27 protein-coding genes are annotated in these 25,712 nt (G+C 68.6%); 10 read left to right on the top strand and 17 right to left on the bottom strand.

Annotated elements, in window-relative coordinates:
• The first annotated feature begins 26 nt into the window (after nucleotides 1–26).
• The 7 genes from C9I47_RS15505 to C9I47_RS15535 all read left to right on the top strand — a co-directional run bounded on the left by C9I47_RS15505 (nucleotide 27) and on the right by C9I47_RS15535 (nucleotide 6,939).
• Nucleotides 27–281 carry a hypothetical protein gene (locus tag C9I47_RS15505; RefSeq protein WP_111267563.1) on the top strand — a complete coding sequence of 85 codons (255 nt, stop codon included), beginning with the start codon at nucleotides 27–29 and terminating at the stop codon, nucleotides 279–281.
• 61 nt (nucleotides 282–342) lie between these two features.
• Nucleotides 343–1,074 (top strand): ABC transporter ATP-binding protein, encoded by a 732-nt coding sequence (locus C9I47_RS15510; protein ID WP_111267564.1) that lies wholly within the window; start codon nucleotides 343–345, stop codon nucleotides 1,072–1,074.
• 10 nt (nucleotides 1,075–1,084) lie between these two features.
• Nucleotides 1,085–2,416 (top strand): ABC transporter permease, encoded by a 1,332-nt coding sequence (locus C9I47_RS15515; RefSeq protein ID WP_111268182.1) that lies wholly within the window; start codon nucleotides 1,085–1,087, stop codon nucleotides 2,414–2,416.
• 8 nt (nucleotides 2,417–2,424) lie between these two features.
• A complete protein-coding gene (locus tag C9I47_RS15520) occupies nucleotides 2,425–3,642 on the top strand; it encodes an ABC transporter permease (protein ID WP_111267565.1) in 1,218 nt (405 codons plus the stop codon).
• Nucleotides 3,643–3,677: 35 nt separating this feature from the next.
• Nucleotides 3,678–4,184, top strand: a complete 507-nt coding sequence (locus tag C9I47_RS15525; protein ID WP_190238531.1) for a nuclear transport factor 2 family protein — start codon at nucleotides 3,678–3,680, stop codon at nucleotides 4,182–4,184.
• Between the two features lie 74 nt (nucleotides 4,185–4,258).
• Nucleotides 4,259–5,605, top strand: a complete 1,347-nt coding sequence (locus C9I47_RS15530) for a sigma-54-dependent transcriptional regulator (RefSeq protein WP_111267567.1) — start codon at nucleotides 4,259–4,261, stop codon at nucleotides 5,603–5,605.
• Nucleotides 5,606–5,667: 62 nt separating this feature from the next.
• Nucleotides 5,668–6,939 (top strand): sensor histidine kinase, encoded by a 1,272-nt coding sequence (locus tag C9I47_RS15535; protein ID WP_111268183.1) that lies wholly within the window; start codon nucleotides 5,668–5,670, stop codon nucleotides 6,937–6,939.
• A 32-nt stretch (nucleotides 6,940–6,971) separates the two neighbouring features.
• Here C9I47_RS15535 and C9I47_RS15540 read toward each other — a convergent pair whose 3' ends face one another.
• Both C9I47_RS15540 and glmU read right to left on the bottom strand, forming a co-directional pair.
• Complete coding sequence (locus C9I47_RS15540) at nucleotides 6,972–7,928, bottom strand: right-handed parallel beta-helix repeat-containing protein (protein WP_111267568.1); 957 nt, start codon at nucleotides 7,926–7,928, stop codon at nucleotides 6,972–6,974.
• 152 nt (nucleotides 7,929–8,080) lie between these two features.
• A complete protein-coding gene (glmU, locus tag C9I47_RS15545; protein WP_111267569.1) occupies nucleotides 8,081–9,463 on the bottom strand; it encodes a bifunctional UDP-N-acetylglucosamine diphosphorylase/glucosamine-1-phosphate N-acetyltransferase GlmU in 1,383 nt (460 codons plus the stop codon).
• 181 nt (nucleotides 9,464–9,644) lie between these two features.
• On the opposite strand from glmU, the gene C9I47_RS15550 reads away from it, so the two are divergent.
• Nucleotides 9,645–10,028: a GtrA family protein gene (locus tag C9I47_RS15550; RefSeq protein WP_111267570.1), complete on the top strand. Its 384-nt coding sequence runs from the start codon at nucleotides 9,645–9,647 to the stop codon at nucleotides 10,026–10,028.
• Between the two features lie 98 nt (nucleotides 10,029–10,126).
• Here C9I47_RS15550 and C9I47_RS15555 read toward each other — a convergent pair whose 3' ends face one another.
• The 9 genes from C9I47_RS15555 to C9I47_RS15595 all read right to left on the bottom strand — a co-directional run bounded on the left by C9I47_RS15555 (nucleotide 10,127) and on the right by C9I47_RS15595 (nucleotide 17,456).
• Nucleotides 10,127–10,552 carry a F0F1 ATP synthase subunit epsilon gene (locus tag C9I47_RS15555; RefSeq protein ID WP_111267571.1) on the bottom strand — a complete coding sequence of 142 codons (426 nt, stop codon included), beginning with the start codon at nucleotides 10,550–10,552 and terminating at the stop codon, nucleotides 10,127–10,129.
• 114 nt (nucleotides 10,553–10,666) lie between these two features.
• The gene (atpD, locus tag C9I47_RS15560; RefSeq protein ID WP_111267572.1) at nucleotides 10,667–12,094 is read right to left on the bottom strand and encodes a F0F1 ATP synthase subunit beta; all 1,428 of its coding nucleotides are present in this window, start codon (nucleotides 12,092–12,094) and stop codon (nucleotides 10,667–10,669) included.
• Between the two features lie 105 nt (nucleotides 12,095–12,199).
• Nucleotides 12,200–13,063, bottom strand: coding sequence for a F0F1 ATP synthase subunit gamma (atpG, locus tag C9I47_RS15565; RefSeq protein WP_111267573.1), 864 nt, complete (start codon nucleotides 13,061–13,063; stop codon nucleotides 12,200–12,202).
• Nucleotides 13,064–13,132: 69 nt separating this feature from the next.
• Entirely contained in the window at nucleotides 13,133–14,683 is a 1,551-nt protein-coding gene (gene atpA, locus C9I47_RS15570) for a F0F1 ATP synthase subunit alpha (protein WP_111267574.1), read from the bottom strand.
• A 55-nt stretch (nucleotides 14,684–14,738) separates the two neighbouring features.
• Nucleotides 14,739–15,266: a F0F1 ATP synthase subunit delta gene (locus C9I47_RS15575; RefSeq protein ID WP_111267575.1), complete on the bottom strand. Its 528-nt coding sequence runs from the start codon at nucleotides 15,264–15,266 to the stop codon at nucleotides 14,739–14,741.
• A 17-nt stretch (nucleotides 15,267–15,283) separates the two neighbouring features.
• The gene (locus C9I47_RS15580) at nucleotides 15,284–15,754 is read right to left on the bottom strand and encodes a F0F1 ATP synthase subunit B (RefSeq protein WP_111267576.1); all 471 of its coding nucleotides are present in this window, start codon (nucleotides 15,752–15,754) and stop codon (nucleotides 15,284–15,286) included.
• Nucleotides 15,755–15,865: 111 nt separating this feature from the next.
• Entirely contained in the window at nucleotides 15,866–16,162 is a 297-nt protein-coding gene (gene atpE, locus C9I47_RS15585; protein WP_111267577.1) for a F0F1 ATP synthase subunit C, read from the bottom strand.
• A gap of 79 nt (nucleotides 16,163–16,241) precedes the next feature.
• Nucleotides 16,242–17,039: a F0F1 ATP synthase subunit A gene (atpB, locus tag C9I47_RS15590; protein ID WP_111267578.1), complete on the bottom strand. Its 798-nt coding sequence runs from the start codon at nucleotides 17,037–17,039 to the stop codon at nucleotides 16,242–16,244.
• Between the two features lie 51 nt (nucleotides 17,040–17,090).
• A complete protein-coding gene (locus C9I47_RS15595; protein ID WP_223250180.1) occupies nucleotides 17,091–17,456 on the bottom strand; it encodes an ATP synthase subunit I in 366 nt (121 codons plus the stop codon).
• Between the two features lie 204 nt (nucleotides 17,457–17,660).
• On the opposite strand from C9I47_RS15595, the gene C9I47_RS15600 reads away from it, so the two are divergent.
• Nucleotides 17,661–17,867, top strand: a complete 207-nt coding sequence (locus C9I47_RS15600; protein WP_111267580.1) for a DUF2061 domain-containing protein — start codon at nucleotides 17,661–17,663, stop codon at nucleotides 17,865–17,867.
• A gap of 263 nt (nucleotides 17,868–18,130) precedes the next feature.
• On the opposite strand, the gene lpdA is transcribed toward C9I47_RS15600, so the two are convergent.
• The 4 genes from lpdA to aceF are packed head-to-tail and all read right to left on the bottom strand — an operon-like array spanning nucleotide 18,131 to nucleotide 23,139.
• Nucleotides 18,131–19,924, bottom strand: a complete 1,794-nt coding sequence (gene lpdA / locus C9I47_RS15605) for a dihydrolipoyl dehydrogenase (RefSeq protein ID WP_111267581.1) — start codon at nucleotides 19,922–19,924, stop codon at nucleotides 18,131–18,133.
• 30 nt (nucleotides 19,925–19,954) lie between these two features.
• Nucleotides 19,955–21,100: a mechanosensitive ion channel family protein gene (locus C9I47_RS15610; RefSeq protein ID WP_111268184.1), complete on the bottom strand. Its 1,146-nt coding sequence runs from the start codon at nucleotides 21,098–21,100 to the stop codon at nucleotides 19,955–19,957.
• Between the two features lie 6 nt (nucleotides 21,101–21,106).
• Nucleotides 21,107–21,769, bottom strand: coding sequence for a hypothetical protein (locus tag C9I47_RS15615; protein WP_111267582.1), 663 nt, complete (start codon nucleotides 21,767–21,769; stop codon nucleotides 21,107–21,109).
• A gap of 20 nt (nucleotides 21,770–21,789) precedes the next feature.
• A complete protein-coding gene (gene aceF / locus C9I47_RS15620) occupies nucleotides 21,790–23,139 on the bottom strand; it encodes a dihydrolipoyllysine-residue acetyltransferase (protein ID WP_111267583.1) in 1,350 nt (449 codons plus the stop codon).
• 322 nt (nucleotides 23,140–23,461) lie between these two features.
• Here aceF and C9I47_RS15625 point away from each other — a divergent pair, with 322 nt between their 5' ends.
• Nucleotides 23,462–24,109: an OmpW/AlkL family protein gene (locus C9I47_RS15625; protein WP_111267584.1), complete on the top strand. Its 648-nt coding sequence runs from the start codon at nucleotides 23,462–23,464 to the stop codon at nucleotides 24,107–24,109.
• 84 nt (nucleotides 24,110–24,193) lie between these two features.
• On the opposite strand, the gene C9I47_RS15630 is transcribed toward C9I47_RS15625, so the two are convergent.
• A complete protein-coding gene (locus tag C9I47_RS15630) occupies nucleotides 24,194–24,649 on the bottom strand; it encodes a DUF1801 domain-containing protein (protein ID WP_111267585.1) in 456 nt (151 codons plus the stop codon).
• A gap of 150 nt (nucleotides 24,650–24,799) precedes the next feature.
• A complete protein-coding gene (locus C9I47_RS15635; RefSeq protein WP_407067486.1) occupies nucleotides 24,800–25,681 on the bottom strand; it encodes a DMT family transporter in 882 nt (293 codons plus the stop codon).
• Nucleotides 25,682–25,712: the final 31 nt, after the last annotated feature.

The following is a 25,712-nucleotide window of genomic DNA, read 5'->3' on the forward strand; positions in this document are numbered from 1 at the left end:
CCCCCACGTCCCAGGAGAGCAACGCCATGAACACCCAGCGCGATCGCAACTTCGATGTCCACGCCGCGCCTGCTGGCGCCGCGTTCCCCTTCCAACTGCACTGGAATGCGGACCAGCTCACCGCCGCGGTGCCGCTGCGCCTGCACCGCTTGTTCGATGTCGACGTCCTCGGCGAAACCCGGCGGCAGCCGTCCGCCAACCAGCCCTGCCCGCCGCGCCGCCAGCACCGGGCCAGCTACCTGCCGGGCAACCCGATGCCGTCCCTGTTCCGGGTGCGTTGAGCGCGCCCCGCCAGTTCCAAACGCAAGCCCTGTCCTTCCCATCCGCCTTCCGGAGCCCGTCATGCTGCACATGCAAGCCGTCACCAAGGTCTACCGCACCGAACTCGTCGAAACCCACGCCCTGCGCTCGCTGGACCTGCACGTCAAGAACGGCGAGTTCGTCGCGGTGACCGGGCCGTCGGGCTCGGGCAAGACCACCTTCCTCAACATCGCGGGCTTGCTGGAGACCTTTACCGGCGGCACCTATCTGCTCGATGGCGAGGACGTCAGCGGCATGTCCGACGACGCCCGCAGCCGGCTGCGCAACCAGAAGATCGGCTTCATCTTCCAGAGCTTCAACCTGATTCCGGACCTGAACCTGTTCGACAACGCCGACGTGCCGCTGCGCTACCGCGGGATGCCGGCCGCCGAGCGCCGCGAGCGGATCGAGAAGGCGCTGTCCCAGGTCGGCCTGGGCTCGCGCATGAAGCACTACCCGGCCGAGCTGTCGGGCGGTCAGCAGCAGCGCGCGGCGATCGCGCGCGCACTGGCCGGCAGCCCGCGCCTCCTGCTGGCCGACGAACCGACCGGCAACCTCGACTCGCAGATGGCGCGCGGGGTGATGGAGCTGCTGGAGGAGATCAACGCCAACGGCACCACCATCGTGATGGTCACCCACGACCCCGAACTGGCCGCCCGCGCGCAGCGCAACGTCCACATCGTCGACGGCATGGCCACCGACGTCTCGGTCGAGCCGAGCCTGGTCCGGGTCGCCGAGGCCAGCCGCCACGAGACCAGCCCGGCCCAGTCCTGAGGTGACGACCATGTTCGGCTATTACTTCGACCTCGCCCTGCGCAGCTTCAAGCGCAACCGGGCGCTGACCGCGCTGATGGTGCTGGCGATCGCGCTGGGCATCGGCGCCAGCATGACCACCCTGACCGTGTTCCACGTGCTGTCCGGCGATCCGATCCCGAGCAAGAGCGACCGGCTGTTCTACGTGCAGATGGACGCCGAGTCGATCGGCGGCTTCCAGCCCGGCGAGGAACCGCAGGACCAGATGACCCGCTTCGACTCCGAACAGCTGCTGCGCGACGCGCGCGGCGAACGCCAGGCGATGATGAGCGGCATCAGCGTGGTGATCGAGCCCCCCTCTCCGGACCTGGCGCCGATGCAGCAGGACGGCCGCATGAGCACCGCCGACTTCTTCGCGATGTTCGAGGTGCCGTTCGAGTACGGCAATGGCTGGAGCAAGGCCGACGACGACGCGCGCGCGCGGGTCGCGGTGCTCGACCACGACCTCAACCAGAAGCTGTTCGGCGGCGGCAACAGCGTCGGCAAGAGCGTCCGCCTGGACGGCAGCGACTTCACCGTGGTCGGCGTGCTGGCGCCGTGGAACATGCAGCCGCGCTTCTACGACGTCACCCAGGGCCGGTTCAACGCCGACGAACAGCTCTACGTGCCGTTCTGGACCGCGATCGACCTCAAGTTCGGCACCAACGGCAACATGAATTGCTGGCAGGCGCCGGCCGCCCTCGAGGACCAGGAACGCGAACAGGACCCCGATGGCCAGCTTGGCGTCAACGCCAACTGCGCCTGGTTGCAGTACTGGGTCGAGATGGACCCGGCCAAGGCCGACGACTACCGCCAGTACCTGTCGAACTATTCCGACCTGCAGCGCGAGGGCGGCCGCTTCGAGCGCCCGACCAATGTGCGCCTGCGCAACGTGATGGAATGGCTGGACCACAACGGCATCGTGCCGGCCGACGTGCGCCTGCAGGTGTGGCTGGCGTTCGGCTTCCTCTCTGTGTGCCTGTTGAACACCGTCGGCCTGCTGCTGGCCAAGTTCCTGCGCCGCTCCAGCGAGATCGGCGTGCGCCGGGCGCTGGGCGCCTCGCGCGCCGCGATCTTCGCCCAGTGCCTGGTCGAGGCCGGCGTGGTCGGCCTGGTCGGCGGCGTGCTCGGCCTGGGCCTGGCCCTGCTCGGCTTGTGGGCGGTCCGCCAGCAACCGACCGACTACGCCCCGCTCGCCCACCTCGACCCGACGATGCTGGCGACCACCTTCGTACTGGCCATCGCCGCGAGCCTGGTCGCCGGCCTGCTGCCGGCCTGGCGCGCCTGCCAGGTCACCCCCGCCATCCAGCTCAAGAGCCAGTGAGGCCCCTCATGGACATCAAGCCCATCCTGACCACGTTGCGTCGCCACAAGACCGCGGCCGCGCTGATCGTGCTGGAAATCGCGCTGTCGTGCGCGATCATCTGCAACGCCGTGTTCCTGATCAATGAGCGCATCACCCGCATGGACCGCCCCAGCGGCCTGGCCGAGAACGAGCTGGTCGTGCTGCGCCACGCCGGCATCGGCCAGGACGACGACGCCCAGCTCAACGCCCGCCAGGACCTGGCCGCGCTGCGGCAGCTGCCCGGCGTCAAGGCGGCCACCCGCGTCAACCAGGTGCCCTTCAACAACAGCTCCTGGAACTCCGGCATCAATCTCACCCCGGACCAGAAGGACTCTTCGGCCAATGCCACCGTCTACCTCGCCGACGAGGGCTTCATCGACACCTTCGGTCTGAATCTGGTGCAGGGCCGCAACTTCAATGCCGACGAGTACGTCGATTACACGGACCTGCGTGACCCTGGCGAAGAGCGGGCCATCCCTGCGGTGCTCATCTCCCGAGCCCTGGCCGAGAAGCTGTTCCCCGGCCAGGATCCGATCGGCAAGCCGCTCTACTCCTGGGGCGATGAGCCGCACCGGGTGGTCGGCATCGTCGACCCGCTGATCCGTCCCAACAACCAGGGCGGCCCGGCCGGCGCCTACCTGTCGATGGTCCTGCCGATCCGCTACGCCAACGGCAATACCGTCATCCGCACCAGCCCCGAGCGTCGCGGCGAGGTCATGAAGGCGGCGATCGAGGAGATGGAGAAGCTCAACCCGCGCCGCGTGCTGACCACCGAGAAGACCTTCGAGGAGATCAAGGCCCGCTACTACCGGTCCGACAAGGCGATGGTCTGGCTGCTGATCTCGGTCTGCGTCGCCCTGCTGGTGGTGACCGCGTTCGGCATCGTCGGCCTGGCCAGCTTCTGGGTCCAGCAGCGGACCAAGCAGATCGGCGTGCGGCGCGCGCTCGGCGCGACCCGAGGCCAGGTGCTGCGCTACTTCCAGACCGAGAACTTCCTCCTGGCGAGCTTCGGTATCGCGATCGGCATGCTCGGCGCGTACGGCATCAACCAGTGGCTGATGTCGCACTACGAGCTGGCCCGGCTGCCGGCGATCTACCTGCCGGTGGGCGCGGCCACGCTGTGGCTGCTCGGACAGATCGCGGTCTACGGCCCGGCGCGGCGCGCGGCCTCGGTGCCGCCGGCCGTCGCCACCCGCAGCGTGTAATCCACGACGTCCCCATGCGACCAGGAGCACAGCGCATGCATCGCATTCCCGCAATCGTCCTGCTCGCGTCCTGCGCCTGCGCCGCCCAGGCGCAGGACGCGGGCGGCGAGGACCTCTACCGGAGCCTGAAGGCCCACGACGCCGAGTTCTTCGAACGCGGCTTCAACCGCTGCGATCTCGATTACCTGGCCGATGCCGTGCATCCGCAGCTGCGCTTCTATCACGACCAGGGCGGCTTCCAGGACTACGACGCCTTCCTCGACAACACCCGCCGGTACATCTGCGCCGATCCCGCGCACAAGCCGATCCGCAAGGTCGACCCCGACAGCCTGGCCGCGTTTCCGCTCTACGACGACGGCGTCCTCTACGCGGCGATCCACAGCGGCGTCCACCATTTCCACATGCGCGAACCGGGCAAGCCCGACACCCCGACCAGTTCGGCGCACTTCACCCACGTCTATGTCCGCGAGGACGGCCGCTGGCTGCTCAAGGAAGTTCTGAGCTACGATCACCAGGCTCCCGGCCACGCCTCCGGCAACTGAGTCGCTCGTCCCGCGCCACCTGGCCAGCCCGCCCGCGTCGATGGACGCAGGGCCCCGATGGACCCGCCTGCCCCATGCCCACCGTTCTCGTCATCGACGACAACCCCGCCGTCGCCACGGCGCTGGAAACGCTGTTCTCGCTGCACGACATCGAAGCCGTCTCGGCGGGCGACCCCGACGAGGGCCTGGCGATGCTGCAGTCGCACGCGATCGACCTGGTCGTGCAGGACATGAATTTCCACGCCGACACCACCTCCGGCGACGAGGGCGTGGCGCTGTTCCACGCGATCCGCGAACGCCATCCCGATCTGCCGGTGATCCTGCTGACCGCCTGGACCCACCTCGAGTCCGCGGTCGAGCTGGTGCGCGCCGGCGCCGCCGACTATCTGGGCAAGCCCTGGGACGACCAGAAGCTGCTGGCGACGGTCAACAACCTGCTGGAGCTGTCGGAGACGCGGCGCGAGCTGGCCCGCCACCGACGCAGCGAGAAGCGCCGGCGCGACGCGCTGGCCGAATACGACCTGCGCGGCATCGTCTATGCGGACGCGGCCAGCGAACGCGCGATTTCCCTGGCCTGCCAGGTCGCGCGCTCCGACCTGCCGATCCTGATCACCGGTCCGAACGGCGCCGGCAAGGAAAAGTACGCGCAGATCGTCCACGCCAACTCCCTGGTCAAGGACGGCCCGTTCGTCGCCCTCAATTGCGGCGCGATTCCCGGCGAACTGATCGAGGCCGAGCTGTTCGGCGCCGATGCCGGTGCCTACACCGGTGCCAGCCGGGCGCGCGAAGGCAAGTTCGAGGCCGCCGACGGCGGCACCCTGTTCCTGGACGAGATCGGCACCCTGCCCCCCGCCGGACAGGTCAAGCTGCTGCGGGTGCTGGAAACCGGGCGCTTCGAGCGCCTGGGCAGCAACCGCGAGCGCAGCGTCAAGGTCCGCGTGGTCAGCGCGACCAATGCCGACCTGGCGGCGATGATCCGCGACGGCCAGTTCCGCGAGGACCTGTACTACCGCCTCAACGCGATCGAGGTGAAGGTGCCGGCGCTGGCCGAGCGCGGCGACGACATCCTGCCGCTGGCCCGGCACTTCCTTCCCGACGGCCGCTCGCTGTCGGCCGACGCCGAGCGCGCGCTGCTCGCGCACGCCTGGCCGGGCAACGTCCGCGAGCTGCGCAACACGCTCCAGCGTGGCGCCCTGCTCGCCCGCGGCGAGACCGTGGCCGCCGCCGACCTGGGCCTGCCGCCGCCCCCGGCCGCGGCCTCGTCGAACAGCGGCGCCTCCGGCGACGAACCCGATCGCGCCGCGATCGAGGCGGCGCTGGAACGCAACGACGGCGTGATGGCACAGACCGCCAGCGACCTGGGGCTGTCGCGGCAGGCGTTGTATCGCCGGCTCGAGCGCCTGGGCATCAAGCGGGACTGAGCATGTTCGACTGGCGCCGTCTGCCGCTGAGCCTGATCTACACCGGCATCGCCGTGGCCTACATGTTGTCGACGGCCTTGCTGACGGCGGGCCTGTCGCGGCTGCTGCCGCACACCTGGATGGCGGTGGCGCTGGCCACCGTGCTGCCGGTGCCATTGCTGATCTATCACGTGCGCCGCGCATTCGCGCCGATGCGCTCGCTGTTCCGCGCGCTCAGCGGCACCGTGGCCAGCTACCGCGACGGCGACTACAGCTTCGGGCTGAACTGGAAGGGCAAGGGCGAACTGGGCGAGCTGGTCGAAACCCACAACCGTCTCGGCGCCGCCCTGCGCGAGCAACGCAACGCGCTGGTCCAGCGCGAACTGTTGCTCGACACCATGGTCCAGAACACACCGGTCGCGATGCTGTTGGTCGATCCCAGCGGACGCGTCGTCCACGGCAATCTGGCCGCCCGCAAGATGCTTGGCGATGGCCGCCGGCTCGAAGGCCACGCCTTCGACACGATCGTCGACAGCGCGCCCGAGGCGCTGCGAGAGGCGCTGGCCCGCGGCGGCGACGGCATGTTCACCGTCGGCGACGAGGACAATGAGGACATCTACCATCTGTCGCGGCGCCACTTCCGTCTCAACGGACGCCGCCACGAACTGGTGATGCTGCGGCTGCTGACCGCGGAACTGCGCCGACAGGAGGTGCAGACCTGGAAGAAGGTGATCCGGGTGATCAGCCACGAGCTCAACAACTCGCTGGCGCCGATCGCGTCGCTGGCGCACTCCGGCGCCGAGCTGCTGCGGCGCGGCCAGACCGAACGGGTACCGCAGGCGCTGGCGACGATCGAGGAGCGCGCACGCCACCTGGAAGGGTTCATCCGCGACTACGCGCGCTTCGCCAAGCTGCCGGCACCGCGCCTGCAGCCGATCGAGTGGCGGCGCTTCGTTGCCCAGTTGCAGGCCCAGGTGCCGTTCCAGGCCGAGGGTGTGCCGGACGAAGGCGGAATCAGCGTCGATGCCGCCCAGCTCGAACAGTGCCTGCTCAACCTGCTCAAGAACGCGCACGAATCCGGCTCCGCGCCGGAGGACGTGAGGCTGTCCCTGCGGCGCCTGCCCGACGCCTGGCGCGTCGACGTGCTCGATCGCGGCAGCGGCATGAACGAGGCGGTGCTGGCCAACGCGCTGCTGCCGTTCTATTCGACCAAGCGCAACGGCACCGGCCTCGGCCTGGCCCTGGCGCGCGAGATCGCCGAGGCCCATGGCGGCCGCATCGCCCTGCTCAACCGCGAGGACGGTGGGCTGTGCGTATCGCTGTATTTTTCCAGCACGCACGATGCGCGCGGCTGAGCATCTCCGCCGGGCCTCCCGTATCGGGGCGGTTACGGCGAGCGCACCTCGATGATCCTCGCCTGTCCGGGTGCGCCGCAGGCATCGTCCGGCCCGAACGCCCGGGTCGCCGCCAGCGCCCCGTGGTAGCCGTCCTGGACGCGGTTGTCGCGGAAGACATTGGAAACCGAAGGGCACTCGTGGCGGAACAGACCGCAGTTGCGGGTGCAGAACCAGTCCGAATAGGCGGCGTACTTGCCGGCGCGCACAAAGCTGTTGCCAATGATCCGGTTGCCGTTCGAGGCATCGCGGGTGCGGATCGCATCGCCACTGACATCGATGAAGGCGTTGTTCTCGATCCGGTTCCACCGCGAGTGGTGCGCGGCGTAGATCGCGTGCACGTAGCCGGACCGGGCCTCGACGTTCTCGATCTTCTCGAACACGTTGCCGACGATCAGGTTCGATCGCGAGTTGACCAGCCGTACCGCGGCATACGAGTAGCGCCCGCCCGTGGGAGGGTATTTGTTGCCGATCCGCAGGAAGTGCATGCCGTCGAGCTCGTTGTCCGCATTCCACCGCCCGGGGTCGTCGCGGTCTCCGACGAGGTCGATCCCCAACCAGTAGCGGGTCACCGTCAGACCGCGGAAGCGCAGTTTGGATGCGCCGGAGCCGCTTCTGAGCTGGAACCAGGTGCCATCGCCGCGCCCGTCGAACACCGCGCGCCCGGATGCGTCCGGCATCGGCATGAAGCTGATCCGACAGCCGTTGAGATAGGTCCAGCGGACCTGCTGGTCGAGATAGAGGCCGGGCGCGATCAGTATCTCGACCTCTTCCTTCGGCGAGTAGCGGTGCAGCAGGCGGTCGGCACGGGACAGCGTCCGGATCGCGGTCGCCGCGCGCCTGCCGTCGCGGGCATCGTCGCCGTCGGCCGACAGGTACAGACGGAATGCCGCCTGCACGCTGCCCGGCAGCGCGCACAGCAGCAACGTCCCCAGGACCATCGCGCTCATGGCCAAGCGTCGATGTGCCCCGGTCGTCCCGCCTTGCGATGGGGGGGCGTGCGAGATCGGCGCGCCATCGTGCCCGCCCCACACCGCGGACCCGCCCGGCGGCAACGCGGGGAAGGCGGAGTCGCGCGGCGGAGACGGCCGCGCCAGTGCGGTCATTCCTGGTCCTGGCGTGCCCGCCTCACCGGCCGCTGCCAGCCCTCGACGACACTCTGCCGGGCCCGCGCAACGGTCAACTGACCCTCCGGCGCCGGCCGGGTAATCACCGAGCCGGCGGCGATGGTGGCCCGGGCGCCGATCGTGACCGGCGCGACCAGCGAACTGTTGGAGCCGATGAAGGCGCCATCGCCGATCACCGTCTTCGACTTGTTCACCCCGTCGTAGTTGCAGGTGATGGTGCCGGCGCCGACGTTGACTCCGGCGCCGATGTCGGCATCGCCGAGGTAGCTGAGATGATTGGCCTTGCTGCCGACGCCCAGGCGTGCGTTCTTGGTCTCGACGAAGTTGCCGATACGCGCGCCGTCGGCCAGCACGGTGCCCGGACGCAGGCGCGCATACGGCCCGATCGCCGCCGCGCCCTCGACCACCGCTCCCTCCAGGTCGCAGTGCGCGTGGACCTGGGTGCCCGGTCCGAGGCGCACGTCCTTGAGCCGGCAGAACGGACCGATCCGGACGCCGTCGGCCAGCTCGACCCGGCCCTCGAACACCACGTCGACATCGATCTCGACGTCGCGCCCGACGCTGACCTCGCCGCGGATGTCGCAGCGCACCGGATCGGCCAGGCGCGCGCCGGCGACGCACAGCGCACGCGCCGCGCGCAACTGGAACGCGCGCTCGAGCTGGGCCAGCTGCCAGGGATCGTTGGCGCCCTCGACCTCGACCGGGGTCGCGACATGCACCATCTCGGCGGCGTTGAACTCCGCCGCCGCGGAGGTGAACACGTCGGTCAGGTAGTACTCGCCCTGGACGTTGTCGTTGTCCAGGCGGTCGAGCCAGCGCCGCAGCGGCTCGCCGTCGGCGACCAGGATGCCGGTGTTGACGGTGCGGATCTCGCGCTGCTCGTCGTCGGCGTCCTTGTGCTCGACGATGCGGGCGACGTTGCCCTCGGCATTGCGGACGATGCGGCCGTAGCCTGTCGGATCGTCGAGATCGGCGACCAGCACCGCGACCCGCCCCGGCGCGTCCAGCAGCCGCCGCAGGGTGTCGGCGGCGATCAGCGGCACGTCGCCGTACAGCACCAGCACCCGCGCGTCCTGCGGCACGTCCGGCATCGCCTGCTGCACCGCGTGACCGGTGCCCAGGCGCTCGCTCTGCTCGCTCCACGACAGCTCGCCATCGTCGGCGAAGGCCGCGCGCACCTGTTCGCCGCCATGGCCGTAGACGACGTGGATGCCGGCCGGCGCCAGCGCGCGCGCGGTATCGATCACGTGCCCCAGCATCGGCCTTCCGGCGATCTTCTGCAGCACCTTCGGCACCGCGGACTTCATGCGCTTGCCCTCGCCGGCGGCGAGGATGACGACGTGCAGGGGTGCGCTCATGCGGGCTCCGGCGTTTTCGCAACTCGATATCGGACCCTGCATTCTAGCGATCGTCGCCCTGCTATGCTCCCGCGATGCCGGTCTTCATCCCGTCCGCCCGACACCGTCCGGTAGCGCTGCCGCGCCGGTCCGATGGACCCTGCGCCCGGCAAACCCGCGCCTGGCGGATCCGATCCGCGCCATGACCCTCTTCAGGCAGTCGCGGCACTACCTGATCATCGGCGGCATCCAGTGGCTGGTCGACTGGGCGGTGATGGTCATGCTCAGCCATGCCGGCGTCCCCATGGTCGCCGCCAACATCGGCGGACGCGTCAGCGGCGCGCTGCTGGGATTCTGGTTGAACGGCCGGATCACCTTCGCCGGCGACGATACCCGGGTCGGCGGTCGCCAGCTCGGCCGGTTCATCGCCATGTGGCTGTGCACGACCGCGGTCAGCACCGCCGCGATGACCACGATCGACGCCCAACTGGGGCTCAAATGGGCCTGGATTGCCAAGCTGCCGGTCGAGGCCCTGCTCGCAATGGTCGGATTCGTGGTCTCGCGCCACTGGGTCTATCGCCGCTAGCGCCGCGTCGCCCTCCCATTGTCGGACGCTCGGGCACAAAAAACGCCGGCACGGGGCCGGCGTCTTTCGCTCGGACAGGCGGCTGACGCCGCCCGCCGTCAGTGCTTCATGTTGCGGCGCAGACGCTCCAGCGCCTGCAGCTGCGCCATCGCCTCGGCGAGCTTGGCCTGGGCCTCGGCGATCTCCATCTGCTCGCCGCGATGGGCGAGGATGCGCTCGGCCTCTTCCTTCGCCGAACGCACCGCGGCCTCGTCGATGTCCTCGGCGCGGATCGCGGTGTCGGCCAGCACGGTCACCACCTGCGGCTGCACCTCCAGCAGACCGCCGGAAATCGCGAAGTCGAGCTTCTCGCCGCCTGGCAGGGTCACCACGACCTTGCCGGGCTTGAGCCGGGTGATCAGCGGCGCGTGCTTGGGTGCGATGCCCAGCTCGCCCATCTCGCCGGTGGCGACGACCAGCTCGGCCTCACCGTGGAAGATCTCGCTCTCGGCGCTGACGATGTCGCAACGGATCGTGGTACTCATAACTCGCTTCTCTTCCGATTCCCCCTCTCTCGCAGACGAGAGAGGGCAGGAGTGAGGGTGCGGGCAGCGATGCCTTCACCCTGGTTCTCTCCCGCGGACGGGAGAGAAAACCGGTCAGGCCTTCTCGATCATCTTGTTGCCCTTCTCGACCGCGTCCTCGATGGTACCGACCATGTAGAACGCCTGCTCCGGCAGGTGGTCGTACTCGCCATCGACGATGCCCTTGAAGCCGCGGATGGTGTCCTTCAGCGACACGTACTTGCCCGGCGAGCCGGTGAACACCTCGGCGACGTGGAACGGCTGGCTGAAGAAGCGCTCGATCTTGCGTGCGCGCGACACGGCCTGCTTGTCCTCTTCCGACAGCTCGTCCATGCCCAGGATCGCGATGATGTCCTTCAGTTCCTTGTACTTCTGCAGGGTCTGCTGGACGCGCTGGGCGGTGTCGTAATGCTCGTGACCGATGACGTTGGGGTCCATCTGGCGGCTGGTCGAATCCAGCGGATCCACCGCCGGATAGATGCCCAGCGAGGCGATCGAACGCGACAGGGTCACGGTCGAATCCAGGTGGGCGAAGGTGGTCGCCGGCGACGGATCGGTCAGATCGTCCGCGGGCACGTACACGGCCTGGATCGAGGTGATCGAACCGGTCTTGGTCGAGGTGATGCGCTCCTGCAGGACGCCCATTTCCTCGGCCAGGGTCGGCTGGTAGCCCACCGCCGACGGCATGCGGCCCAGCAGCGCCGACACTTCGGTACCGGCCAGGGTGTAGCGGTAGATGTTGTCGACGAACAGCAGCACGTCCTTGCCCTTGCCGCTGGCGTCCTTCTCGTCGCGGAAGTACTCGGCCATGGTCAGGCCGGTCAGCGCCACGCGCAGGCGGTTGCCCGGCGGCTCGTTCATCTGGCCGTAGACCATCGCCACCTTGGACTCCTTCGGATTGTCCTGGTTGACGACGCCCGACTCGATCATCTCGTGGTAGAAGTCGTTGCCCTCGCGGGTACGCTCGCCCACGCCGGCGAACACGGACAGGCCCGAGTGCGCCTTGGCGATGTTGTTGATCAGCTCCATCATGTTGACGGTCTTGCCGACGCCGGCGCCGCCGAACAGGCCGACCTTGCCGCCCTTCGCGAACGGGCACATCAGGTCGATGACCTTGATGCCGGTTTCCAGCAGCTCGGTGGCCGAAGCCTGCTCGTCGAAGCTCGGGGCGCTGCGGTGGATTTCCCAGGCATCGCTGGCCTCGACCGGACCGGCCTCGTCGATCGGGTTGCCGAGCACGTCCATGATGCGGCCCAGGGTGCCGGCGCCGACCGGGACCGAGATCGCGCGACCGGTGTTGGTGGCGACCAGGTTGCGCTTCAGGCCGTCGGTCGAACCGAGGGCGATCGTGCGGACAACGCCGTCACCGAGCTGCTGCTGGACTTCCAGCGTGATGGCGGTGTTCTCGACCTTCAGCGCGTCGTACACCTTCGGTACTTCGGCGCGCGGGAACTCGACGTCGACGACGGCACCGATGATCTGAACGATCTTGCCCTGGCTCATGGTTGTTTCCTCTGAACTCTCAAATCTTGTTGTAAGAGCGGCGTCAGCCGCGACCGCTTGGTGGTTTGCAGGCCGCGGCACACGCCGCTCCCACATGGGGTTTCGTCAAACAGCGGCGGCGCCACCGACGATCTCGGAGATTTCCTGGGTGATCGCCGCCTGGCGGGCCTTGTTGTAGACCAGCTGCAGGGTGTCGATCAGCTTGCTGGCGTTGTCCGAAGCCGCCTTCATCGCGACCATGCGCGCGGCGTGCTCGGAAGCCACGTTCTCCAGCACCGCCTGGTACACCAGCGACTCGACGTAGCGGGTCAGCACCATGTCCAGCACATCCTGCGGGCCGGGCTCGTAGATGTAGTCCCAGTCGTGCTTGGCGACCTGCTCTTCCGACTTCGGCAGCGGCAGCAGCTGGTCGAAGGTCGCCCGCTGGGTCATGGTGTTGACGAAGTCGTTGTAGCAGACGAACACGCGATCGAGGTTGCCGTCGCTGTAGCCATCCAGCATCACCTTGACCACGCCGACGATCTGCTCGAGCTTGGGGGTGTCGCCCAGATGGGTCACCGAGCCGACCATGTTGACCTTGAGGCGGCGGAAGTAGACCGAAGCCTTCTGGCCGATCGTCACCACGTCGATCTCGACGCCCTTCTCCTGCCAGCCGCGGAACTCGGCCAGCAGCTTGCGGAACATGTTGTTGTTCAGGCCGCCGGCCAGGCCGCGATCGGAGGAGACGATGATGTAGCCGACCCGCTTGATCTGCTCGCGCTCCTGCAGGAACGGATGCTGATAATCGGTATTGGCCTGCGCCAGATGACCGATCACCTGCTTCATCACCCGCGCGTACGGCCGCGAGGCGCGCATCCGGTCTTGCGCCTTCCGGATCTTGGAAGCCGAGACCATCTCGAGCGCGCGCGTCACCTTGCGGGTGTTCTGCACGCTCTTGATCTTGGATTTGATTTCGCGTCCGCCTGCCATGTATCGCTCGCTGTTGTCGCTGCTGGGGCCGGGCCCGCGCCGCGGGCCGTCCGTTGTGTCCTGCGCCTGTTACCAGGTACCGGTCGACTTGAACTCTTCGATGCCCTTCTTGAAGGCGCCCTCGATGTCGTCGTTCCAGCCGCCGGTCGAGTTGACCTGATCGACCAGCTCGCCCTTGGTGTTGACGAAGTGGGCGTGCAGACCGTCCTCGAAGGCGCCGATCTTGTTGACCGGAACGTCGTCCAGGTAGCCCTCGTTGACGGCGTAGATCGACAGCGCCTGCATCGCGATGGACATCGGCGCGTACTGGCGCTGCTTCATCAGCTCGGTGACGCGCTGGCCGCGCTCGAGCTGCTTGCGGGTGGCTTCGTCCAGGTCCGAGGCGAACTGCGCGAACGCGGCCAGCTCACGGTACTGGGCGAGCGAGATGCGGATGCCGCCCGACAGCTTCTTGATGATCTTGGTCTGGGCCGCGCCACCGACGCGCGACACCGAGATGCCGGCGTTCACGGCCGGGCGGATGCCGGCGTTGAACAGGTCGGTCTCCAGGAAGATCTGGCCGTCGGTGATCGAGATCACGTTGGTCGGCACGAACGCGGAGACGTCGCCGGCCTGGGTCTCGATGATCGGCAGCGCGGTCAGCGAACCGGTCTGGCCCTTGACCTCGCCGTTGGTGAACTTCTCGACGTAGTCGGCGGAGACGCGGGCGGCGCGCTCGAGCAGGCGGCTGTGCAGGTAGAACACGTCGCCCGGGTAGGCCTCGCGGCCCGGCGGACGCTTCAGCAGCAGCGAGATCTGGCGGTAGGCGACGGCCTGCTTGGACAGATCGTCGTACACGATCAGCGCGTCTTCGCCGCGGTCCATGAAGAACTCGCCCATGGTGCAGCCGGAGTAGGCGGAGATGTACTGCATCGCGGCCGACTCGGAAGCGGTCGCGGCGACCACGATGGTGTGCGCCAGCGCGCCGTTCTCTTCCAGCTTGCGCACCACGTTCGCGACCGAGCTGGCCTTCTGGCCGATCGCGACGTAGATGCACTTGATGCCGGTGTCCTTCTGATTGATGATCGCGTCGATCGCCAGCGCGGTCTTGCCGGTCTGGCGGTCGCCGATGACCAGCTCGCGCTGGCCGCGGCCGATCGGGATCATCGAGTCGACCGACTTGTAACCGGTCTGGACCGGCTGGTCGACCGACTTGCGCCAGATCACGCCCGGCGCGACGCGCTCCACCGGCGCGGTCTGCGCGGCGTTGATCGGACCCTTGCCGTCGATCGGCTCGCCCAGCGCGTTGACCACGCGGCCGAGCAGTTCGCGGCCGACCGGCACCTCGAGGATGCGGCCGGTGGTCTTGGCGACGTCGCCCTCGCGCAGGTGCTCGTAGTCACCCAGGACCACCGCGCCGACGGAGTCGCGCTCCAGGTTCAGCGCCAGCGCGTAGGTGTTGCCTGGCAGTTCGATCATTTCGCCCTGCATCACGTCGGCCAGACCGTAGATGCGCACGATGCCGTCGGACACCGAGGTAACGGTGCCTTCGTTGCGCGCCTCGGCGGTCAGCTTGACCTGGTCGATGCGGGTCTTGATCAGTTCGCTGATTTCGGACGGGTTGAGCTGGGTGGTTGCCATGGGTGGTTCCCTTGATCCGGCCAAAACCGGAGTGAATGCGTGTACGTGAATTCGGTTACTGGGCGAGCTGCGTCTGCAGGCGCGCGAGCTTGCCGCGGAGCGAGCCGTCGATGACCACGTCGCCGGCGTCGATCACCGCGCCGCCGATCAGGGTCGGGTCGACCGCGGTGCTGACCTCGACCTCGCGGCCGAAACGGCGCTTGAGCGCGGCCTTGATCGACTCCAGCTCGGACACCGGCAATTCGCTGGCGGAGGTCACCCTGGCGTTGACCACGCGGTCGGCCTCGGCGCGCAGGTCCTCGTAGAGACCGGCGACTTCCGGAAGCAGGGCGGCGCGGTGGTTGCTCACCAGCAGACCGAGGAAGCGCTTGAAGGTGTCGTCCGCGCCGTCCGGAGCCAGCAGGGCGACGGCATCGGCCTCGCCCAGCTGGGGGTGGCCCAGCAGCGCATGCGCCTGCGGGTCCGCGGCGACGCGGGCGGCGAACGCCAGCGCCAGCGACCAGTCGGCGGCACGGCCGGCCTCGCGGGCCAGCTGGAACGCCGCGCGGGCGTAGGGTCGGGCGAGAGTCAGGGCCTGGGTCATCGCTCAGCCTTCCCTGCTCAGATCTCGGCCGCGAGTTCGTCGAGCAGCGCCTTGTGGGCGGCGGCGTCGATCTCGCGACGGATCAGCTTCTCGGCACCGCTGACGGCCAGCGCGGACACCTGCTTGCGCAGGTCCTCGCGGGCACGGTTGGCGGCCGCGGCGATCTCGTCCTCGGCCAGCGCCTTCTGGCGGGCGGCTTCGGTGATTGCCTCGTTCTTGGCCTGATCGACGATCTGATTGGCGCGCTGATGCGCCTGCTCGATGATCTCGTTGGCCTTGGTACGGGCCGCACGCAGCTCCGCGTCGATCTTTTCCTGGGCCTGGGCCAGGTGCTTCTGGCTCAGATCGGCGGCGGCCAGGCCCTCGGCGATCTTCTTCTGGCGCTCCTCGATGGCGTTGAGCAGCGGCGGCCAGATCTTGGTCGCGATGATCCAGATCAAGCCGGCAAATGCCAGCGCCTGGGCGAATAGGGTCAGGTTGATGCTCATACGTAAGGCTCTGCCAGATGGAATGGGGCGAACGGCACCGACGGCGCCGACCCTTCATCTCCGCACCGGGTACCCGCGCAGGGCACCCGGTGCGACACGCTCAACCGGTGCTTAGCCGGCGACCTTCGCGGCTTCGGCCAGCAGCGCGGAGGCCAGCGGGTTGGCGAAGGCCAGCAGCAGGCCGACGGCGACGCTGATGATGAACGCGGCGTCGATCAGGCCGGCGGTGATGAACATGCGGACCTGCAGGACCGGGATCAGCTCCGGCTGACGCGCGGCGGACTCGAGGAACTTGCCGGCCATGATCGCCAGACCGAGACCCGCACCCAGCGCAGCCAGACCGATCATGATGCCGACGGCCAGCACGGTGGAAGCCTGGACTTGAGCGAGGTGGGCAAGAATTTCCATGGTTTTCTCCGAACGGGTTTTGTTGTGTTGCTTAAGGGTGGAAGGGTGAAACTGGAGTTTGTTGCGGTCTGGCCGGCGGTCAGTGCGCGTCTTCCGACAGGCTCAGGTACACGATGGACAGCATCATGAAGATGAATGCCTGCAGCGGGATCACCAGCAGGTGGAACAGCATCCAGCCCAGGCCGAACGCGCCGCCTGCGAGGGCACCGAGGATGCCGGCGCCGCCGAGCACCCAGATCAGCAGGAACACGATCTCGCCGCCGAACATGTTGCCGAACAGTCGCATCGCCAGCGAGATCGGCTTGCTCAGCCACTCGACGATGTTCAGGATCAGGTTGAACGGCATCATCCACTTGCCGAACGGAGCGGTCAGGAATTCCTTGGTAAAGCCGCCGAAGCCCTTGGCGCGGATGGCGAAGAACAGCATCAGGAAGAACACGCTGATCGACATGCCGAGGGTCGCGTTGACGTCGGCGGTCGGGACCGGCTTCCAGTAATGCACGCCGAGCAGCTCGAGCGGCTTGGCGATGAAGTCTGCCGGGATCATCTTCAGCAGGTTCATCATCAGGATCCAGAAGAACAGGGTGATCGCGATCGGCGTCACCAGCTTGCTCGGACCGTGGTAGGTGTCGCGCGCCTGCTTGTCGACGAACTCCAGGCAGATCTCGACGAAGGCCTGCCACTTGCCCGGCACGCCCGAGGTGGCCTTGCGGGTCGCGGCCCAGAATGCGACAACGATCAACAGGCCCATCAGCACCGCGGTGATGAGCGTATCCAGGTGGAGGGTCCAGAAGCCGCCCTCGCCAACCGACGTGGTCAGGTTGTGCAAGTGGTGGTTGATATACCCGGTGGGAGTCAGTTCTGCCTCGCCCGCCATTTATCCTGAATCCTGGATTGAAGTGAAATGAATTTGGAGCTGCCGGCCGGGTCAGCGCCGGCTCATCGCCAGCATCTGTGCGACCAGGCTGACAATCACGCCCAGCAGCATCGGAACCGGCGGCAGGCGCCACAACAGCAGCCCCAACGCCAGCACCACGACCACCAACACCCATTTGATGACCGCACCGGCGAACCAGCGGATCATCACCCCCGCCGCGGCCTGGACGCCGCCGCCGACCATGAGTCGTGCCGCGACCGCCCCGCCAGCCAGCATGGACGCGCCTCCAACCAGCGCCGAGAGGGCGTGCGGAACCCCCTGCAGCAGGAACATCAGAGCCAACAGCGCCGTTGTTCCGGCCTGCCAGGCAGCGCTGCGGCGCGCCAGGCGATGGCCTGCTTGCAAGGGATCGTACACGCGGGACTCGGTTGTATTTGGAGAAAAACGCCCGGGTGAGCCCCGAGAGTATAGATTGAGGACCGCCCTCCAGCAACCGCCACAAGTGCGCACCGGCCACCGGCCGGGATAGCCCCCGGCTATCGGCCCGAACGCGGTTTTCGATTGGACATCCGGCCCGCGCTTTGTGATGATTGAGAATCATTCTCATTAAAGGCCGCCGTCATGGGCAAGACCCTCAGCTTCGCCGCAGTGCATTTCAGCGTCGCCTTCAGCGTCGGCTATCTGATGACCGGCAGCGTGCTGGTGGGCGGCGCCCTGGCCCTGGTCGAGCCGGCCTTGAACACCGTCGCCTTCCACCTGCACGAGAAGGTCTGGAAGCGGCTCGAGGCCCGCCGCGGCCCGCCCTCGACCGGAATGCTGGCCGGCTGACCATCGCCGCCGCGCGAACCGGCACGTGCGGCGCAGCGCCGGGAACCAAAGCGCGTCGGCGCGGTCATACCCTGCGAGCGCCCCGCCACTACTTCCTCGTCAAAGGCCTGAACCGCGGTGGCCTCAAAGCAGAAGCCCCGGCATGCCGGGGCTTCTGTCTGTCCGGCGCCCGCATGCGTTGCGCAGCGCGACGGCCTCCCCATGAACGCCTCATCGCGGCTTACGCCGCTCCGACAGAATCGCGCGCTGCGGAACCACTCCGGCTACTTGCGCTTGGGGATGTACAGGTCGGTGATCGTGCCCTCGTAGACCTCGGCGGCCATCGCCACGGTCTCACCCAGGGTCGGATGCGGATGCACGGTGTGGCCGATGTCGGCCGCCTCGCAGCCCATCTCGATCGCCAGCGCCAGCTCGGAGATCAGGTCGCCGGCATGCACGCCGGCGATGCCGGCGCCGATGATCCGATGGGTCGCCTCGTCGAAGACCAGCTTGGTGAAACCCTCGCCGCGGCCGATCCCCACCGCGCGCGCCGAGGCCACCCACGGGAACTTGCCAACGCCGATCTTCAACCCCTTGGCCTTGGCCTCGGTTTCGGTGACGCCGACCCAGGCGATTTCCGGATCGGTATAGGCCACCGACGGGATCACCCGCGCGACCCACTCCTTCTTCTCGCCAGCGGCGACCTCGGCGGCGAGCTTGCCCTCGTGGGTCGCCTTGTGCGCGAGCATCGGCTGCCCGACCAGATCGCCGATCGCGAAGATGTGCGGCACATTGGTGCGCATCTGCCGATCGACCGGAATGAAGCCGCGCTCGGTGACCTGCACGCCGGCCTTGTCGGCGTCGATCCTGCCGCCGTTGGGCGCGCGGCCGACCGCGACCAGCACGCGGTCCCAGGTGCCGGATTCCAGCGCCGGCTTCTGGCCCGCGTCGGCGCTCTCGAAGTGCACGGTGATGCCCTTCTTCGCCGCCTCGACCCGGGCCGCCTTGGTCTTCAGGTGCACGCTCACGCCCTGCTTCTTCAGGCGGTCGGCGAGCGGCTTGACCAGGTCCTTGTCGGCGCCCGGCATCAGCTGGTCCATGAATTCGACCACGGTGACCTCGCTGCCCAGCGCGCGATAGACGGTCGCCATCTCCAGGCCGATGATGCCGCCACCGACGACCAGCAGACGCTTGGGCACCTCGGCCAGCTCCAGCGCATCGGTCGAATCCATCACCCGCGGATCGTCCCACGGGAAGTTCGGCAGCTTCACCGCCTGCGAGCCGGCGGCGATGATGCACTGCTCGAAGCGCAGCACCCGGGTGTTGCCGTCGGCGTCGGCGATCTCCATCTCGTTCGGCGACAGGAACCGGCCCACGCCCTGCACGGTGCGTACCTTGCGCTGCTTCGCCATCCCGGCCAGGCCCTTGGTGAACTGGCCGACCACCTTGTCCTGCTTGAAGCCGCGCAGGGTGTCGAGGTCGATCTTCGGTTTGCCGAAGTCGATGCCGATCGTCGACGAGTGCGAGGCCTCGTCGATCAGCGCGGCGGCATGCAGCAGCGCCTTGGACGGAATGCAGCCGACGTTGAGGCAGACGCCGCCCAGGGTCGGGTAGCGTTCGACCAGCACGGTATCCAGGCCCAGATCGGCGGCGCGGAAGGCGGCGGTGTAGCCGCCGGGGCCGGAGCCGAGCACGACGATCCGGCATTCGATGTCGGCCTTGCGTCCGCTGGCCGCGGCCGCGCTCGGGGCCGGGGCGGCCGCAGCAGCCGGCGCCGCCTCGGCGGGCGCGGCCTTTTCGGCGCCCGCGTCCGGGCCGGCATCGCCGCCACCCTCGCCTTCGGCCTCGAGGATCGCGATCACCTTGCCCTCCGATACGGCGTCGCCGATCTTGACCTTGAGCGCCTTGACCACGCCGGCGGCGGGCGACGGCACCTCCATCGTCGCCTTGTCCGACTCCAGCGTGACCAGCCCCTGGTCGGCGGCAACGCTGTCGCCGACGGCGACCAGCAATTCGATCACCGGGACGTCGTCGTAGTCGCCGATATCGGGAACCTTTACTTCGATCTGTGTTGCCATTGCGGGGGGCTCTCCTGTCAGGCGCGCGCTCTAGCGGTCGCGCGCGTCGGTGTCCGGTGTCTGTTCGTGATCGGCGGACGCGGGCGCATCGACGCCGCCCTGCTGTACGTCCAGCGTCGCATCGTTGGATGACAGCGCCTCGCGCTCCTCGCGCGCAAGCGCCGGCGCGGCGTCCTCGGTGTCGTCGCCGGGCGCCGCCGCGCCGCGGGCGAACGCCGCCAGCGCGGCCTCGCCGTGGCGTCCGAACGCGCTGCGGATATGCAGGTCGCGCTGCGGGAACGGGATCTCGATGCCGTGTTCCTTGAGCGAGGTATCCAGCTCCCACAGGTAGGCGGCCCTGATCGCGGCATTGCGACGCGCGGCCTCCTCGGTCAGCCAGACCGCGAGGATGAACTCGACCGCGCTGTCGCCGAAGTTGTCCAGCCAGACCTGCGGCCCCTCGGGGCCCTCCATCGCCAGGGTGAACGGCACCCGTGCGGCGGCTTCCAGCGCGGCCTTCTTCACCAGCTCCTTGTCGGTGCCGTAGGCGACGCCGAACGGCACCCGGATGCGGCGGTTCGCCGAACGGTGGGTCCAGTTGACGACGCGGCCGCTGACGAACTCCGAGTTCGGCACCAGGATGTCGATGTTGTCGTTGGTGGTGATCAGGGTCGCGCGGATGTTGATCGCCTTGACCATGCCGCGCGTGCCGGCCTCCAGCTCGACGAAATCGCCGACCTTCAGCGACTTGTCGAACAACAGGATCAGGCCGGAGACGAAGTTGTTGAAGATCGCCTGCAGGCCGAAGCCCAGGCCGACGCCGAGACCGCCGGCCAGCACAGCGAACTTGGTGACCGACATCCCCAGCACTTCCAGCGCCAGCAGCAGGCCGGCCGCCAGCAGCAGGTAGTGCACGACCCGGTTCAGCGTGTACAGCGAGGCCTGGTTGACGCTGGGCGTGCGCTTGCCATAGCGGCCCAGCGCGCGCTGGACCAGCGCCGAAACCAGCAGCGTGCCGACCATCACCAGCACGGCGGCGAGCAGGCTGCCGACGGCAATGGTGACGTTGGATGTGTGCAGCAACTGGAACTCGAGAAGCGAACGCAGCCCGTCGATGCCCTGCTTCGCGGCCGCATCGGCGATGTCGAGCGTCTGCTCGCCCACCGCCTCGATCGGACTGGCGGCCGTCTCGTTCATCATCGCTCAGGCACTCCCGCCATCGGCGCGGGCCCGCGCCTCGCGCATCTCGTCGAGCGACTCTGCGACCTCGGCCCAGCGCCGGTCGCGCTTGGAGGCCTTGGTGTCGGCGGCGTCGATCAGCAGTTCCAACTGCTCGGCCATGAAGCGGGCGCTGCCGCAGTCGGGCGCCGCGCCGCTGACCCGGTCGCCGCCGATCACCACCAACCAGGTGTCGCCCTCGTTGTAGGGCGCCTCGACTCCGGCCGGCACCGCCTCGGTCAGCGCCTGCCGCCACGCATCGACGACACGGGTGGCCAGGATCGCGGGGATCGGCACTTCCAGCTTCTCTGGTACCTGGTCGACCATCAGCTCGCGGCGCATCTCCAGGCCGTTGCCGGTCCAGCTCATGACCCGCTCGTCGGCCTCGGCATAGCGCAGGGTCCAGCCTCCGCTGGCGTCGCGCGCGAGCATCAACGCGTCCTCGTTGCCGCGCGCCGGCAGACGGGTCAACATCAGCTCCGGCGCGATGCCGTCGGCGAGCAGACCTTCGACCGCGGTTCCGTAGTTCTCGGTCGCCGGCGGCCAGCCGTGGCCCAGCGCCGGCTTGCAGGCCTCGTCGTCGGCGAACGCCGGCGCCGCCGCCGCGCAGGCGAGCACGAAGGCGCCCAGACGCAGGGCGCGACGCATCGTCGTCGTGCCGCGGGCGCTCACAGCAGGCCGCGGCGCAGGTCGCCGAGCAGGGTCGCCAGATAGGCGGCGAAGCGGGCCGCCGCCGCGCCATCGATCACACGGTGGTCGTAGCTCAGCGAAAGCGGCAGGATCAGGCGCGGCTGGAACGCCTTGCCGTCCCAGACCGGCTTGATCGACGACTTCGAGACGCCGAGGATCGCGACCTCGGGCGCATTGATGATCGGCGTGAACGCGGTGCCGCCGATGCCGCCCAGCGAGCTGATCGAGAAGCAGCCGCCGCTCATGTCGGCCGGACCGAGCTTGCCCTCGCGCGCCTTGCCCGCGAGCTCGCCCATCTCCTTCGCGATCTGCATGACGCCCTTCTTGTCGCAGTCGCGCACGACCGGCACCACCAGCCCGTTCGGGGTATCGGCGGCGAATCCGACGTGGAAGTACTTCTTCAGCACCAGGTTCTCGCCACTGGCGTCGAGCGAAGCGTTGAACTCCGGGTACTTCTGCAGCGCCGCCACCGAAGCCTTCATCAGGAAGGCGAGCATGGTCAGCTTGACCCCGTTCTTCGCCTTCTCGTTCTCCTTGTTGAGGGTGCCGCGCAGCGCCTCCAGCTCGGTGACGTCGGCATCCTCGTGCTGGGTCACGTGCGGGATCATCGCCCAGTTGCGGGCGAGGTTGGCGCCGGAGATCTTCTTGATCCGCGACAGCGGCTTGCTCTCGATCTCGCCGAACTTGGCGAAGTCGACCTTCGGCCAGGGCAGCAGGCTCAGGCCGCCGCCGGCCGCCGCCGGGGCGCCGGAAGCGACCTCGCCCGACATCACGCCCTTGACGAACTTCTGCACGTCCTCGCGGGTGATCCGGCCGGCGCGGGCGCTGCCAGCGACCTTCGACAGGTCCACACCCAGCTCGCGGGCGTACAGGCGCACCGCCGGGCTGGCGTAGGGCACCTTGTCCGGCAACAGCTCGTCGGCGTCGAACGCGACCGGCGGCGACTTCGGCTCGCCGGCCGCGGCCTGGGTCGGCGGCGCCGGCGGGGCGGGCTCGGCCTTCGGCGCGGGCGCCGGCGCGGGGGCCGCTGCGGTCTCCGCGGCCTTGGCCGGGGCCGATTCATCGGCGGCCGGCGCGGCGCCGGCATCCTGGGCCTCGATCAGGGCGACGACGCTGCCCTCGGACAGCTCGTCGCCGATCTTGACCTTCAGCTCGCGGACCACGCCGGCGAACGGGGCCGGCACTTCCATCGTCGCCTTGTCCGACTCCAGGGTCACCAGGCCCTGGTCCTGGCTGACCTGGTCACCCACGGCGACCAGCAGTTCGATCACGGGCACGCCCTGGTAATCGCCAATGTCGGGGACGCGCGCTTCCTTCAAGTCAGCCATGGTTCGGGTTCGCCGTGGGAGGGGAAAATCCTATTGTGGCGGCTGATCGCGGCAGCGCCAACCGCGACTTTGGCCCCGCAGGCCTTGCGCGACGGGCATTGCGCGCATCCGGGCACCACACGGGGCGGTACGGAAGGCCCGCGCGGACGCGACGGCGCGACCGGTCGCGGGCGTGAAAAGTTCATTCAGGCGGCAATTACCGCGCAACTCGCATTCATGCAGGCCCGGATACGGTGTGCGCGCCCTGCAACGCTCCCTCCCCCTTTGCGTCGGCGGGGCTCCCCCGAAAACAGGAGCCGTAGAAGCTCCAGGAGAATCCAAAATGCGTTTCAGTCACCTGACCCTGGCCCTGCTGGGCACCCTGGCCATCGCCCCCACCGCGTTCGCGCAGGACGCGTTCAGCACCGAAACCTCGACCGGCAAGCGCTTTGCCGTGGTCGGCGGCGTCGCCCTGGCCGAGCCGACCGAGAACACCTGGATCGGCGACAGCCAGCGCCTGGAGCTGGACGGCAGCAATGCCGCCACCCTGAGCGCGAGCTGGTACATCAACGACAACATCGCGATCGAAGCCTGGGGCGCGGCCAGCAAGTTCGGCCACCGCGTCAACGCCGCCAACGGCAAGGCCGGCAGCGTCGACTCGCAGCCGTACGCGATCAGCGGCCAGTACCACTTCCGCGATGCCGACGCGCTGGTGCGTCCGTTCGTCGGCCTGGGCTACTACGAGCAGAACTTCGACGACGAGTCGGTGACCTCCAGCGGCGCCCTCGCCGGCCAGCGCCTGGGCGTGGAAACCGCCAAGGGCGCGATGGCCACCGCCGGCGTCGACGTCAAGCTGTCGCCGACCTGGTTCGCCCGCGCCGACCTGCGCTACCTCAACGGCGATTCCGACCTCTACCTCGACGGCCAGACCGTCGGCGAGGCCAAGCTCAACCCGGTGGTGGTCGGCGTCGGCCTCGGCGCGCGCTTCTGATCGGCCACGCCCGGCAATACGCTCCGGTCTTCCGGACCCGACAACGCCCCGCCACCGCGGGGCGTTGTCGTTTGCGCACCTCACCTAGCTGCCGGCGACCCCGCGCGCCGCTTCGTAGCGGGCGATGTAGTCCTCCACCGACATCGACCCGATCACCTCCGCGACCGGCTCCAGCAACAGCGTGTCGAGCGACTTGAAGCGCAGGCAACACTTGTCCATGTCGAGCTTCAGGCCCGCCCTGGCATAGGCCTCGCGCAGGCACCGCTCCTGCACCGAGTCGGCGTAGGCGGCCATCAGGTACAGCGCGTAGTGGCGCTTCTGCGCGGCCAGAGCAACGTAGCCCAGCGGCTGCTTGTTGTAGGTCGCCGGATATCGCGACAGCGGGATGCTCCAGCCGATCATCCCGTAGGCCATCGCCTCCCCGTAACCGGCCGGCATCGCCGCATTGACCACATCGCGGACCGCGGCGACGACCGCACGCCGCTCCGGCGGCAGCTCCTCCAGATAAGCGTCGACGGTGGCGGCCGTGCTGCTGACCATGCCCGCCTCAGTCCGCCAGCGGACAGGACCGGGCAGACACCTGCGAATACGGAACCACGGACATGCGCCGACTCCCCGGGATGGAACCGGCACGTTATACCGATGCCACGCCCGGGTCACGGCACGGTGCATCGCTGGGCGTCTTCCTCCTCAGGGATGCTCGGCCTCGGCATGCACGCGCTCGCGGCGCAGCAGGTACAGGCCGCTGGCGACGATGATCGCCGCCCCGATCCAGGTCACCGCGTCCGGCAACACCCCCCACACGCTCAGGTCCAGCAGCACGCCCCAGACCAGGGCGGTGTACTCCAGCGGAGCGATCGCCGAGGCCTCGCCGATCCGGAACGCCTCGGTGATCGCGTACTGGCCGAGCGCGCCGGCGGCGCCGACGCCGGCGATCAGCCAGGCGTCGGCGGCGCGGATCGGCACCCAGTCCGGCCAGGCCAGCAGTCCCGAACCGACCGCGATCATCACCAGCAGCCAGAACATGATCGACTGCACGCTGTCGGTACGCGCCAGCACCCGCACGGTGATCGCGCTGAGCGCATAGCCCAGCGCCGCGGCCAGCACCGCCAGCGCGGCCAGGCTGACCAGGCCCTCGCCGCTGGGCCGCAGCAGCACCAGCACGCCGAGCAGGCCGATCGCGATCGCGGTCCAGCGCCGCGGTCCGACCTTCTCTCCCAGCAAGGGCACCGACAGCGCGGTGATCACCAGCGGGGCGACGAAGAAGATCGAGTAGGCGGTCGACAGCGGCAGGCTGCGCAGCGCGTAGACGAAGCTCGCCATCATCCCGACCCCGATCGCACCGCGCAGCAGGTGCAGCGACCAGCGCCGGATCCGCAGCGAGGCCAGGCCACCGGTCGCCAGCACCCAGACCAGCACGAACGGCAGCGACGCGGCGCCGCGCAGACTGGCGACCTGGAACGACGGATAGTGCGCCGACAGCTGCTTGAGGCCGGCGTCCATCAACGAGAACGCGGCGACCGCGACCAGCATGGTCCAGGCCGCGCGGACATTGGATTGCGACGCGCTCACGCGGCCCCCGCTCCCCTGCCGGCCATGACCC

Source organism: Marilutibacter maris, from assembly GCF_003233695.1.
GTDB classification, from domain to species: Bacteria; Pseudomonadota; Gammaproteobacteria; order Xanthomonadales; family Xanthomonadaceae; genus Marilutibacter; species Marilutibacter maris.